Origin of the sequence: Pseudomonas fragi (assembly GCF_002269505.1) — a bacterium.
In the GTDB taxonomy this organism is placed as follows: Bacteria; Pseudomonadota; Gammaproteobacteria; order Pseudomonadales; family Pseudomonadaceae; genus Aquipseudomonas; species Aquipseudomonas fragi_D.
This window is the reverse complement of record NZ_NQKQ01000018.1, coordinates 64,391-78,197: the sequence shown is the minus strand read 5'-3', so window position 1 is coordinate 78,197 and position 13,807 is coordinate 64,391. Positions and strand designations below refer to the sequence as shown.

Genomic DNA, 13,807 nt, shown 5'->3' with positions numbered 1-13,807 from the left:
ATGCTGGGATGATGGCGCTTATTCGTAAAGTATTCGTTACGACGTGAGAGGCGGGCTGTCATTCTTGAGTGCGCGACAGTACAACTGTCACAAAATCGTGACGATGAAATGCCTCTGAAGCCGGAAAATCTCTCTGTGGGAGCGAGCCTGCTCGCGAATGGCGCTCTTTGAGCCTTCGCGAGCAGGCTCGCTCCCACATAGGACATCCATTGTTAGTTATTCCCGAGCCCTGCCCATGCGCATTAAAGTCCACTGCCAAAACCGGATTGGCATTCTTCGCGACATCCTCAACCTGCTGGTGGCCTACGGCATCAACGTCAAGCGCGGCGAGGTGGGGGGTGATCAGGGCAATGCGATTTATCTGTACTGCCCCAATCTGATTAACCTGCAGTTTCAGGCTTTGCGTCCGAAATTTGAAACCATTGCCGGGGTGTTCGGGGTCAAGCGGGTAGGCCTGATGCCCAGCGAACGTCGGCATATGGAACTCAATGCCTTGTTGGGGGCGCTGGAGTTTCCCGTACTGTCCATCGATATGGGCGGTTGCATCGTCGCGGCCAACCGTGCCGCCGCGCAGTTGCTCGGGGTGCGGGTGGATGAAGTGCCGGGCATTTCCCTGTCCCGTTATGCCGAAGATTTTGACCTGCCCGAACTGGTGCGAGCCAACAAGTCGCGGATCAATGGCCTGCGGGTCAAGATCAAGGGTTTGGTGTACCTGGCGGATATCGCGCCGCTGCAGCTCGAACACGATGAAAGCGAGGCGATGGCAGGGGCCGTGCTGACCCTGCACCGCGCCGACCGCGTGGGCGAGCAAATCTACAATGTGCGCAAGCAGGAGTTGCGCGGTTTCGACAGTATTTTCCAAAGCTCCAAAGTCATGGCCGCGGTGGTGCGCGAAGCCCGGCGCATGGCACCGCTGGATGCGCCGCTATTAATAGAAGGTGAAACCGGCACCGGCAAGGAGCTGCTGGCCCGGGCCTGCCATCTGGCCAGCCCCCGCGGCCAGTCGCCATTGATGGCGCTGAACTGTGCCGGCTTGCCCGAGTCGATGGCTGAAACCGAGTTGTTCGGCTACGGCCCCGGCGCGTTTGAAGGGGCGCGGGCCGAGGGCAAGCTGGGTCTGCTGGAGCTGACAGCTGGCGGTACGTTGTTTCTTGATGGCGTGGGTGAAATGAGCCCGCGCTTGCAGGTCAAATTGCTGCGCTTCTTGCAGGATGGTTGCTTTCGCCGGGTCGGCAGTGATGAAGAGGTCTATCTCGATGTGCGGGTGATGTGTGCCACCCAGGTCGACCTGTCCGAGCTGTGTGCCCGTGGCGAGTTTCGCCAGGACCTGTATCACCGGCTCAACGTGCTGTCGCTGCATATCCCGCCGCTGCGCGATTGCCTGGACGGCCTTGAGCCGCTGGTCGAGCACTTTCTCGATCAGGCCAGCCGCCAGATCGGCTGTTCGCTGCCGCGCCTGGCGCCGGCGGCGATGGACCGGTTGAGCCACTACCACTGGCCGGGTAACGTTCGTCAGTTGGAGAACGTGCTGTTTCAGGCGGTTTCGCTGTGTGATGGTGGGGTGGTCAAGGCTGAACATATTCGTTTGCCGGATTACGGCGTGCGTCAGCCCCTGGGTGAGTTCTCGCTGGAAGGCGGCCTGGAGCAGATTGTCGGGCGTTTCGAAAAGGCGGTGCTGGAGCAGCTGTATTCCGAGCACCCGAGTAGCCGATTGCTGGGTAAGCGATTGGGGGTTTCCCACACGACTATCGCCAACAAGCTGCGCGAGCACGATATTCTCAAGGTTAAGCCGTAAACCGTGGGAGCGAGCCTGCTCGCGAACGGTCTTCGCGAGCAGGCTCGCTCCCACAGGTTTCGCCTTGACTGGCAGACCATGCCTTGCCGCTACCGGCAGAACTCCGCCGTAGTGACATTTTTTGCCTTTCTTCTCCCATCCCCAAATCAGCTACGAGCCCAGTCAATACGGCCTTTCGTAGCGTCAAAATAAAGTTGGTGCGCAAATTGCAATGACCTCTGCAGTACAGCGGTGGGCGGCAAGCGTCCGTCAGACAGAGGAAAGACTGTGGACAAGTACCTATATGTGGCAATGACCGGCGCCAGTCAGAACGCACTGGCGCAAAAGGCCCATGCCAACAATCTGGCGAACATCTCAACCAACGGTTTTCAGCGTGACCTGGAACAGGCCCGCTCGATGCCGGTGTTCGGTGACAGCTTTCCGGCGCGTGCCTTTGCCTTGACCGAGCGCCCGGCCACCGACTTCAGCCCCGGTGCGCTGGTGGAGACCGGTCGTGACCTCGATGTGGCCGTGTCCGGTGACGGCTGGCTGGCGGTGCAGGCCCCCGACGGCAGTGAAGCTTATGTGCGTACCGCCAGCATGAACGTGGATGCCCTGGGCATCCTGCGTGCTGGCAACGGCATGCCGATCATGGGCAATGGCGGGCCGATCGCGGTGCCGCCCCAGCAGCAGATCGAAGTCGGCGAAGACGGCACCATCAGCATCCGCGCCCAGGGCGAAGGCCCCCGGGTGATGGCGCAAGTGGACCGGATCAAGCTGGTTCAACCTGATCTGAAAACCATGAGCAAGGGCCTTGACGGCCTGATCCACACCAATGACGGCCAGCCGGCCCCGGCCGATGCCAATGTGCGGGTGACCTCGGGCTTTCTGGAGGCGAGCAACGTCAATGCAGTGGATGAAATGACCTCGGTGCTGGCCCTGTCCAAGCAGTTCGAGCTGCATATCAAAATGATGAACACCGCCAAAGAAGACGACCAGGCCATGACTCGCGTCCTGTCTATCAGCTAATTACTTGAACGTAGCGCCGAAAAACCGGCGCGCGAGGAGAGCACCATGCTTCCGGCACTGTGGGTTGCAAAAACGGGTTTGGCTGCACAAGACACCAACCTGACCACCATTTCCAACAACCTGGCCAACGTCTCGACCACCGGCTTCAAACGTGATCGCGCCGAGTTCCAGGACTTGCTCTACCAGATCAAGCGCCAGCCGGGTGCCCAGTCCACCCAGGACAGCGAGCTGCCATCGGGTCTGCAAGTGGGTACCGGGGTGCGCATCGTCGGCACGCAAAAGAACTTCACTGCCGGTAGCCTGCAAACCACCGAGCAGCCGCTGGATATGGCCATCAACGGCCGCGGTTTTTTCCAGATCATGCAGCCCGATGGCACAACGGCCTACACCCGTGACGGTACTTTTCACCTGGACTCCAACGGTCAGATCGTCACCGCCAGCGGCTTTGCCCTGGAACCGGCGATTGTAGTGCCGGCCGATGCCCAGACTTTCACCGTTGGCCAGGACGGTACCGTGTCGGTGACCATTTCCGGCAACCCGGCGGCGCAAGTGATAGGTAACGTGCAGACCGCCGACTTTATCAACCCGGCCGGCTTGCAGTCCCAGGGCGGCAACCTGTTCCTTGAAACCGCTTCCAGCGGCGCGCCGCAAATCGGCACGCCGGGCCTGAACGGTTTTGGCCTGACCATGCAAAGCATGCTCGAGACCTCGAACGTCAGCACCGTGGAAGAAATGGTCAACATGATTACCACCCAGCGTGCCTATGAGATGAACTCCAAGGTGATCTCGACCGCTGACCAGATGTTGTCGTTCGTCACGCAAAACCTGTAACTACGTGAAATAGCGGGAGAGCTCATGAAGCGCTTGTTTTCTGTTCTGGCACTGGGCGCCATTACCTTCGTGGCCGGTTGCGTCAGCCCGCCACCGCGGGCCAACGATCCGTACTACGCGCCTGTGCTGCCGCGCACGCCGCTGCCGGCTGCGGCCAACAACGGCTCGATCTACCAAGCCGGTTTCGAGCAGAACCTGTACAGCGACCGCAAGGCGTACCGTATCGGCGACATCATTACCATTACCCTCAACGAGAAGACCCAGGCGAGTAAAAACGCCAACTCGGCGATCGGTAAGAACAGCAACACCAGCATCGGCCTGACCTCGTTGTTCGGCAGCGGCCTGACCACCAACAACCCGCTGGGCGGGGGTGACCTGAGCCTCAATGCCGGTTACAGCGGCAGCCGTGCCACCAAGGGCGACAGCAAGGCCGGGCAGGGCAACAGCCTGACCGGTTCGATCACCGTGACCGTGGCCGACGTGCTGCCCAACGGTATCATCGCCGTGCGCGGTGAAAAGTGGATGACCCTCAACACCGGTGACGAACTGGTGCGCATTGCCGGCCTGGTCCGCGCCGATGATATCGCCACCGATAACACCGTGTCTTCGACCCGTGTGGCCGATGCGCGCATCACCTACTCGGGCACCGGTTCTTTTGCCGATGCAAGCCAGCCGGGCTGGTTTGACCGTTTCTTCCTTAGCCCGCTGTTTCCCTTTTAGTGATGAACTTCACCATGCCTAACCTCAAGCATCTGCTGGCCGCCGTGTTGCTGTTGTCGACCGCCCTGGGCGCCCACGCCGAGCGGTTGAAAGACATCGCCAGCATTTCCGGCGTGCGCTCCAACCAATTGATTGGTTATGGCCTGGTGGTCGGCTTGAACGGTACGGGCGACCAGACCACGCAAACCCCGTTCACCCTGCAGACGTTCAACAACATGTTGTCGCAGTTCGGCATCAAGGTGCCGCCAGGGTCGGGCAATGTGCAGCTGAAAAACGTTGCGGCGGTGTCCATCAGCGCCGATTTGCCAGCATTTGCCAAGCCGGGGCAGGTGATCGATATCACCGTTTCCTCCATCGGCAACTCCAAAAGCCTGCGCGGCGGTACGCTGCTGCTGACACCGCTTAAAGGCATCGATGGCAATGTGTATGCGGTGGCTCAGGGCAATCTGGTGGTCGGCGGCTTTGATGCCGAAGGCCGTGACGGCTCGAAAATCACCGTCAACGTGCCGTCGGCCGGGCGTATTCCGGGTGGTGCATCGGTTGAGCGGGCCGTGCCCAGCGGTTTCAACCAGGGCAACAGCCTGACCCTCAACCTCAATCGTTCGGACTTCACCACCGCCAAGCGTATTGTCGACAAGATCAATGACCTGCTCGGCCCCGGCGTGGCCCAGGCCATCGATGGCGGTTCGGTTCGCGTGACTGCGCCACTGGACCCGAGCCAGCGCGTCGACTACCTGTCGATCCTGGAAAACCTCGAAGTCGATCCGGGGCAGGCGGTGGCCAAGGTCATCATCAACTCGCGTACCGGCACTATCGTGATTGGCCAGAACGTCAAGGTTTCGCCCGCCGCGGTAACCCACGGCAGCCTGACCGTGACCATCACTGAAGACCCGATTGTCAGCCAGCCCGGCCCGCTGTCCAACGGCGAGACCGCTGTTGTGCCGCGCTCGCGACTCAATGCCCAGCAGGAAGCCAAGCCGATGTTCAAGTTCGGCCCGGGCACCACTCTCGACGAGATCGTGCGTGCAGTGAATCAGGTCGGCGCGGCTCCTGGCGACTTGATGGCGATTCTCGAAGCGCTGAAACAGGCCGGCGCGCTGCAAGCCGACCTGATCGTGATCTGAGGCCGACGTCATGGATATGCGTAAGAGTGGAGTGGTTAGCGGTAGCGATTCAGGGGCGTTCACCGACCTGAATCGGCTGAATAACCTGAAAGTCGGCGACCGCGAAAGTGACGGCAATATGCGCAAGGTTGCGCAGGAATTCGAGTCGCTGTTCCTCAACGAAATGCTCAAGTCCATGCGCTCGGCCAACGAAGTGCTGGGCAAGGACAACCCGCTCAACACCCCGGCTGCCAAGCAGTATCAGGAAATGTACGACCAGCAACTGTCAGTGACTCTGTCCCGGCAGGGCGGTGGCATCGGTCTTGCGGATGTATTGATGCGCCAGATGTCGAAAAACAAAGCTGCGGTGCCGGGGGAGGCTGCGATTACCACGGCGCTGACTGCCGAAGTCAAAGCCCCGGCCGCCGCCACCGTCGACAGCCCTTTTGTGCGCTCCAGTGGTCAGCGTCCATTGTGGGCTTCGCGGGTTGCCACTACGCCAGCAGCCGCAGCCGACGGTCATAAAAATGACATGGCCATGCTCAATCAGCGCCGTCTGGCGTTGCCGAGCAAGCTCACTGACCGTTTGCTGGCTGGCATCGTGCCGTCGGCCGACCCGGCACGCGCCACGCTCAACACCGCCACTGTGCTGGGGCGTACATCGCCGGGGCTTGATGCAGTGCTCAAGGGCAGCCGTCAGCCGATGCTCAGTGCCAGCGGCGTGCAAGGCCGCATGCAGATTTACGGTCGTGCCGTGGCGCAGCCGCCGCTGGCCCCTGCCAAACAGGCCTTCGAGTCGCCGGATGCATTTGTCGCCACCATGCTGCCGATGGCGCAACAGGCCGCCGACCGCATCGGTGTCGACCCGCTGTACCTGGTGGCGCAAGCCGCACTGGAAACCGGCTGGGGCAAGTCGGTGATGCGCCAGCAAGATGGCAGCAGCAGCCACAACCTGTTCGGCATCAAGGCCACCGGCAGTTGGCAGGGCGCCCAGGCACGGGCCATCACCAGCGAGTTCAAGGGCGGGCAGATGGTCAAGGAGACGGCGGACTTCCGTTCCTACGACTCCTACCAGGACAGCTTCCATGATCTGGTGACGCTGTTGCAGAGCAACAATCGTTATAAAGATGTACTCAACGCGGCCGATAAACCGGAGCAGTTTGTACGCGAGTTGCAGAAGGCCGGTTACGCAACCGACCCTGAGTACGCAAGCAAGATTTCGCAGATAGCCAAGCAAATGAAAACCTACCAGAGCTACGCCTCGACGGGTTCTCTCACGAATTTATAAGGTTTGAACCATGGCGAGTTTGATCAACATCGGGATGTCGGGGCTCAACGCCAGTCAGGGCGCATTGGCGACAGTCGGCAACAACATTGCCAACGCCAATACCTCGGGCTATTCGCGTCAGCAGATCGTCCAGGGCAGCGGTGCTTCGCAGCAGGTGGGCGGGGTGTTTATCGGCACCGGCACCACCCTGGCCGACGTGCGCCGCGTGTACAACTCCTACCTCGACGCCCAGTTGCAAACCACCACGTCGCTCAATGGCGATGCCCAGGCTTATCTCGACCAGATCGGCACGGTCGACAAACTGCTGTCGGATAAAAATACTGGCGTTTCGGCAGCCCTGAGCAGCTTTTTCAGCTCGCTGCAAACCGCCGCCGCGGCGCCTGGTGATGTGTCGGCGCGCCAACTGCTGCTGACCAGTGCGCAGACATTGAGCAATCGTTTCAACTCGATTTCGTCCCAGCTCAACCAGCAGAACGAAGGGATCAACAGCCAGCTGGATACCCTGACCTCAATGGTCAACCAGCACACGGCCACCATCGCCTCGCTGAACAAGCAGATCACCCAGGCCACCACGGCGGGCAATACCCCGAACAACCTGCTGGATGCGCGCAACGAAGCGGTACGCACCCTCAACGAGCTGGTCGGGGTGACGGTCCAGGAGCACGACAACGTCTACGACATCACCCTGGGCACCGGTCAGGCGTTGGTGCAGGGTTCGACCTCCAATACCCTCTCGGCGGTACCGGGCAAGGTCGACAAAAGCCAGTACAGCATCCAGATCAATTACCAGCAATCGAGCTCCGACGTGACCTCGGTGCTCAGCGGCGGCAAGATCGGCGGCCTGTTGCGCTATCGCGATGAGGTACTGGCCCCGGCCATGAATGATCTGGGGCGTACAGCCATTGTGGTCGCCGATGCGATCAACCAGCAGCTGGGCCAGGGCCTGGATGCCAATGGCGAGTTCGGCTCGTCGATGTTCAACAGCATCAACAGTGACAAGGCCATCACCCAGCGCAGCCAAGCGGCGACCGGCAATATTGGCGCAGGCAACTTCAATGTCAGCATCGCCGACAGCGGCGCGCTGACCGCCTACGACTATCAGGTCACGTTTACCAGCGCCACCGAGTATTCGGTCAAGCGCTCCGACGGCACCGATATGGGCGCGTTCGCCACCACGGACAACCCGGCCAAGGTCATCGACGGCTTCACTCTGGACCTCAAGGGCGGCCCGATGACCGCTGGTGATGCGTTCAAGGTCAGCCCCACCCGCAGTGGCGCAAGCAATATCGGCGTACAAATGAGCGATGCCAATAAATTGGCATTTGCCGGGCCATTGGTGGCCGGGGCGGGCGGCTCCAATACGGGTACGGGTGCGGTGAGTGGCTTGAACCTGACAGTACCACTGGATATTTACAGCGGCACCAACCTGGGCCAGTCACAGGTTGAAGACGCGATGCCATTGCGTATTGTATTCGATGGGGTTAATGACGCTGGAACCCATACTTACCGGGTACTGAACGAAAAGGGCGAAAAGATCAGCGACGGCTCCTATGTGCCGGGCCAGGACAACGCCGTCAAGATCAAGGTGCCGGTCGCCAACGCTGACGGCAGCACTTCGGATGTCAGCTTCGACGCAACCATCAGCGGCTCGCCGGGCAAGGGTGACAGCTTCGATATCAAGTTCAACAAGGACGGCAAGGCTGACAACCGCAACGCCAACGAACTGCTGGGCCTGCAAACCAAGGCCACAGTGGGCGTAAGCAAGGACGGCACCGGCGGCGTCAGCATGGCTACTTCCTACAGCCAGTTGGTGTCCAAAGTGGGCGGCAAAGCCAGCCAGGCCGCGGTCGACGGTACTGCCAATGGCGCGGCACTGGCCTACGCCAAAGAGGTGCGCAACTCGGTGTCCCAGGTCAACCTGGACGAAGAAGCCTCCAACCTGGTCAAGTTCCAGCAGTACTACACCGCCTCGTCGCAGATCATCAAAGCGGCGCAAGCAACCTTCAGCACGCTGATCAACAGTCTTTAAGGGAGCCCGCGACGATGCGTATTTCAACTTCGCAGTTTTTTGAATCGACCAGTGCCACCTACCAGAACAACTTCTCGTCGGTGATCAAGACCCAGGGCCAGATCGACTCCGGCGTGCGCATCCAGACCGCCGCCGATGACCCGGTGGGCGCGGCGCGCCTGCTGCAATTGCAGCAGCAAAAAGACATGCTGGCCCAGTACAACACCAATATGAACAGCATCAAGTCATCGCTGGGTGCCCAGGAAGCGGTGCTCGACAGCATCAACAATTCATTGCAAAAGGCCAGTGAGCTGGCCCTGGGCGCAGGCAGCGGCAAAAGCGATGCCGATCGCCTGGCCATTGCCAACGAACTGGGCAGTATTGAAGAGCAGGTGTTCAGCCTGCTCAACAGCAAGGACGCCGCGGGCAACTACATGTTCTCCGGCTCCAAGACCGATACCCCGCCTTACACCCGCAACAATGATGGCACCTACAGCTATCAGGGCGACGACACCCAGCTCAACCTGAAGGTTTCCGACACCCTGACCCTGGCCAGCAGTGACACGGCCAGGAGCATCATGGAAGGCGCGACCAATACCGGGCGTACCCAGGCGACTTTTGTGTCAAGCATGGGCGCCGATGGCAAGCCGACCGTCAATGACGGCAAGCTCTCGGTGTCTGCCGGTCTGGTCACTTCAAGCGCGGTGTTCAACAAGAGTTTCGCCGAAGGTCAGCCCTATACGCTGAAATTCAGCAGCAGCACCCAGTACACCCTTACTGACCGCGACGGCAATGACCTGACCTCGCAGGTGGCGGGCAATGGCGTGTTCGACCCGACCAGGGACGGTTCGCAGAACATCAGCCTGCGCGGGGTATCCTTTGATATCACCCCCAATCTCAAGGACGTTCCTGCAGCTGAGCGGGATGCGTTGGTGGCGGAGCGTACCTTTACCCTTGAGGCCAAGGCAGACACGATTAACGCCTCGCGCACCCCGAGCAATACCTCGACTGCACAGCTCACCGAGTCGACAGTGACCGATGCCGGCGTCTACGCCGACAGTTTCCCGAGCAATGGCGCGGTGATCAAATTCACCAGTGCCACCGAGTACGAGGTGTATGCCCAGCCGTTGACCGCCGACAGCAAATCGATTGCCAAGGGCGATGTTGCCAGCGGCGCGCTGGGGGTTGATTTCACGTTTTCAGGCACTCCTGAGGCGGGCGACCAGTTTGTCGTCAACCGCAACAACCACCAGAGCCAAAACGCGCTGGACACCATCAGCCAGCTGCGCAAGGCCCTGGAAATCCCCAGCGACAAAGACCCGCTGGCCCAGCAAACGCAAAAGGACGCGATCAACTCCGCGATCGGCAACCTGAAAAACGCCAGTGCCGGCGTCGACAGCGCCCGCGGCTCGATTGGTGCGCGGCTCAAGGCGGTGGATATTCAGGCGGATGAAAATATCAGCCTGGGCCTGGCCAACGACTCCACCACGGCGGCGATCGGCAACACCGACATGGCGGGGGCATCCATCGAACTGGCGTTCCAGAAAGCCATGCTCGAAGCCTCGCAACTGGCATTCGTGAAAATCTCCCAGCTGAGCCTGTTTAACCAGCTGTGATACTGACTTTGTAGCCGCTGAGGAGCGGAGCGAGGCTGCGATCGGCTGCGAAGCGGCCGCAAAACCATCCGGCTCGGTGTTTCAGAAATCCGGTGATGGCCGATTTTGCGAGGACTGCGTCCTCGATCGCAGCCTCGCTTCGCTCCTCAGCGGCTACAGGTCAGTCCTCGTCTTTCTTGAAACCTTTTGTATAAAACCGCACAAAATAGCGTGACCTATGAGTCATAACGGGCATCTTCACTGTATCGTATGAAACGTACGGGCGGGTGCGGGGCCTTTTCCAGGCTGTTTTGTTTATTTTTATGCACCCATATTCGCCGCATTCCTGCGCGAAAAAGCCCCTTTATTGTCAGCGCCCCTCGATTTTGCGAGCGGGTGATCTCCAGCTATTTAGTATTGGGAAGCCACAATGATTGGCATTAAAAGCATCGCCAGTTACGTGCCAGCAAGCGGTGTAGACAACTACGCGCAAGGCGCGAAGTTCTCCAAAGACGAAGAATTCATTCTGGGCAAGATCGGTTCGGCCTTTCTGCCGCGCAAAGAGGCTGACCAGGAAACCTCGGATCTGTGTGTCGAAGCGGTCAACGCGCTGTTCGCCAACAACCCGCAACTCAAGCGCGAATCCATTGACGCGCTGATCGTCGTCACCCAGAACGGCGACGCCGAAGGCCTGCCGCACACGGCCGCCATCGTCCAGGACAAGCTCGGCCTGCCGACCCATGTTGCCGCCTTTGACATTTCCCTGGGGTGCTCGGGCTATGTCTACGGCATCTATGCGATGAAAGGCTTTATGGAAGCCACGGGCCTGAAAAACGGCCTGCTGATCACCGCAGACCCCTATTCGAAAATCGTCGACCCGGAAGACCGCAACACCACCATGCTCTTTGGTGACGCGGCCACCGCCACCTGGATGGGCGAAGACGCTCCCTGGCAGTTGGGCAAGGCCAAGTTCGGCACTGACGGCTCGGGTGCGCCCCATCTGAAAGTCAGTGATGGCGTGTTCTTTATGAACGGCCGCCAGGTCTTCAACTTTGCCCTGCTTAAAGTGCCTGCGCACTTGAACGAGCTGCTGGAAGAGTCCGAACTGACCTCCAAAGACATCGACGCGTTCTGCATCCACCAGGGCAGTGCGGCCATCGTTGACGCCGTGGCCCGTCGCTTTGAAGGCGAGCCGGAGAAATTTATCAAGGATATGGTCGAGACCGGCAACACCGTGTCGTCGAGCATTCCGCTGCTGCTGGAAAAGCACGTGATGACCGCCACCTGGAAGCGCGTGGCGCTGAGCGGTTTTGGTGTGGGCCTGTCGTGGGGCTCGGCGATTATCTATCGCCCATAAGCTGCAAGCCGAAACATCAAACGCCCGTGGCCCTAAAGCCATGGGCGTTTTGCTTTCTGACAGGGCAGATTGAATTTGTGGGAGCGGGCTTGCTGGCGATGGCATCACCCTGGTTTGCCTGAAGCACCGCGCCGCCCGAATCGCGAGCAAGCCCGCTCCCACACTGGGGGGACCCGGCAGCTAATCGACCCGCTAACCCCCTGAATTACAAGGCATGCCCCTTTGCCAGCAAAAAAAATCAAAATAACCCTCAAGCAACCGACATTCACGACGATAACTATTACGAAGGTTCTCTAGGCCACACCCGGCGGTTGCCAGGGCCGGAAGCCGCAGTATTCATCCAATGAGGATTTCGTCATGGCTTTATCAGTAAACACTAACGTCACGTCCCAGACCGTTCAGAAGAACCTGAACAAAGCCGGCGACTCGTTGAGCACCTCGATGACCCGTCTGTCGTCCGGCCTGAAAATCAACAGCGCCAAAGACGACGCTGCCGGCATGCAGATCGCCAACCGTCTGACCTCCCAGGTTAAAGGCATGACCGTTGCCATCGCCAACGCCAACAACGGCTCGTCGATTGCACAGACGGCTGAAGGCGCGATGCAAGAGTCGACCAATATTCTGCAACGTTTGCGTGAACTGGCCCTGCAGTCCGCGAACGGTGATAAAAGCGCTGATGACCGTGCTTCCCTGCAACAAGAATTCACAGCGAAAGTCGGTGAACTGACCCGTATTTCGTCTACCACCACCTTCGGTGGTCGTAACCTGCTGGACGGTTCGTTCCAGAACCAGGCTTTCCAGGTGGGTGCTGATGCCAACCAGACTATTTCGTTCGGTATGAGCGATATCAGTGCTACTGGTTTGAAGGGCTCTTATGGGGAAGCAAGTGCTTCGGGTGCTGCAAGTGCATTGTCAGCTAAGATTGTTGGTGGCGTAAACGATGTTGCCAAGTTCAAGGCCTCTGGCGCTGATTTTGCTGCGCCCACGTCTGATGAAACCCTGACTATCAATGGTGCAGATGTTTCGATTGCTAAAGGTTCAAAAATCGAAGACGCCATCGCCGAAATCAACAAGCAGACTTCCAAGACTGGTGTGTCGGCGTCCGTTGATTCCGCAGGCAAAAAAATAAACTTGTCCTCGGCCATTACTTTTACAGCCGTAGGTTCTGCAACCTCGACAGCGGGTTTTGTAACGCCCGCGGCTCCTAAAGCAGGCGCGGAAGCCGGTGAAGTCCGGATCAACGGTATAAAGGTTGATATCACAGCGGATAAGTCTTTAACAGAAACTGCAACAGCTATTAATCTTTTGAAAGATAAAACGGGAGTCACAGCCACAGTTAGTAGTGATGGGCGTCTGGAGCTGACTTCGGCGAAAGGTCAATCAATTGACTTGGCTGATGGAGTGGGTACTACTGGTCCAGGTTCACTTTCCAAGCTAGGCCTTACGGCGGGTAGTACTGAAGCCAAATTAACTACTGATACCTCTGTGTCTTTTAATGGCGTTGAGGTGAAGTTTAAGAAAGGTGATTCGATCGATACTATTGTTTCTTCGATCAACAGCGCTAGCACAGGCGTAACTGCCAGCAAAAATGCTGACAACACGCTGAAGCTGTTTTCCACTAAAGATATCACTATTGCTGACGGTAGTGCAGGTACTGGTCTTGCCTCCTTGGGGCTGGCAACTACAGCTAAAACCACCAACGCCAACACCGTCGAAACCACCGTCTCCGACCTGAGCGTGTTGACTGCCGAAGGCGCTCAACAAACTATTCAGGCCCTGACTGGTGCAATCCAGCAGATCGACACCCAACGTTCTGCACTGGGTGCCGTGCAAAACCGTTTCGACAGCACTGTTTCCAACCTGCAAAGCATCTCCGAGAACTCGACTGCTGCACGTGGTCGCGTTCAGGACACTGACTTCGCATCGGAAGCTGCCGAGCTGACCAAGCAACAAACCCTGCAACAGGCCGCTACCGCGATTCTGTCCCAGGCTAACCAGCTGCCATCCGCTGTAATGAAACTGCTTCAGTAATTTCGGCGTTTGGTTGAGAGCAAAAGGGCGCGTTTACGTGCCCTTTTGTTTTTTCAGCATTTGGTACTTGA

10 protein-coding genes are annotated in these 13,807 nt (G+C 58.9%); all 10 read left to right on the top strand.

Translation table 11 applies throughout. The features are described 5' to 3' along the window. Nucleotides 1-235 precede the first annotated feature (235 nt). The 10 genes from CJU81_RS16250 to CJU81_RS16205 all read left to right on the top strand — a co-directional run bounded on the left by CJU81_RS16250 (nt 236) and on the right by CJU81_RS16205 (nt 13,736). Nucleotides 236-1,795: a sigma-54-dependent transcriptional regulator gene (locus CJU81_RS16250; RefSeq protein WP_095037456.1), complete on the top strand. Its 1,560-nt coding sequence runs from the start codon at nt 236-238 to the stop codon at nt 1,793-1,795. A gap of 267 nt (nt 1,796-2,062) precedes the next feature. Beyond that, nucleotides 2,063-2,803 (top strand): flagellar basal body rod protein FlgF, encoded by a 741-nt coding sequence (locus CJU81_RS16245; RefSeq protein WP_016781592.1) that lies wholly within the window; start codon nt 2,063-2,065, stop codon nt 2,801-2,803. Between the two features lie 45 nt (nt 2,804-2,848). Further along, on the top strand, nt 2,849-3,634 hold the full coding sequence (gene flgG, locus CJU81_RS16240; protein ID WP_095028755.1) for a flagellar basal-body rod protein FlgG: 786 nt from the start codon (nt 2,849-2,851) through the stop codon (nt 3,632-3,634). A gap of 24 nt (nt 3,635-3,658) precedes the next feature. Beyond that, nucleotides 3,659-4,354: a flagellar basal body L-ring protein FlgH gene (gene flgH, locus CJU81_RS16235; RefSeq protein WP_095028754.1), complete on the top strand. Its 696-nt coding sequence runs from the start codon at nt 3,659-3,661 to the stop codon at nt 4,352-4,354. A 14-nt stretch (nt 4,355-4,368) separates the two neighbouring features. After that, complete coding sequence (locus CJU81_RS16230) at nt 4,369-5,478, top strand: flagellar basal body P-ring protein FlgI (protein WP_016781589.1); 1,110 nt, start codon at nt 4,369-4,371, stop codon at nt 5,476-5,478. Between the two features lie 10 nt (nt 5,479-5,488). Beyond that, the gene (gene flgJ / locus CJU81_RS16225) at nt 5,489-6,745 is read left to right on the top strand and encodes a flagellar assembly peptidoglycan hydrolase FlgJ (RefSeq protein ID WP_095037455.1); all 1,257 of its coding nucleotides are present in this window, start codon (nt 5,489-5,491) and stop codon (nt 6,743-6,745) included. 10 nt (nt 6,746-6,755) lie between these two features. Beyond that, on the top strand, nt 6,756-8,774 hold the full coding sequence (gene flgK / locus CJU81_RS16220; RefSeq protein WP_095037454.1) for a flagellar hook-associated protein FlgK: 2,019 nt from the start codon (nt 6,756-6,758) through the stop codon (nt 8,772-8,774). 14 nt (nt 8,775-8,788) lie between these two features. After that, nucleotides 8,789-10,369 (top strand): flagellar hook-associated protein 3, encoded by a 1,581-nt coding sequence (locus tag CJU81_RS16215; RefSeq protein ID WP_095037453.1) that lies wholly within the window; start codon nt 8,789-8,791, stop codon nt 10,367-10,369. A gap of 409 nt (nt 10,370-10,778) precedes the next feature. Continuing rightward, nucleotides 10,779-11,705: a ketoacyl-ACP synthase III gene (locus tag CJU81_RS16210; protein WP_095037452.1), complete on the top strand. Its 927-nt coding sequence runs from the start codon at nt 10,779-10,781 to the stop codon at nt 11,703-11,705. Nucleotides 11,706-12,062: 357 nt separating this feature from the next. Further along, entirely contained in the window at nt 12,063-13,736 is a 1,674-nt protein-coding gene (locus CJU81_RS16205) for a flagellin N-terminal helical domain-containing protein (protein WP_095037451.1), read from the top strand. Nucleotides 13,737-13,807 lie beyond the last annotated feature (71 nt).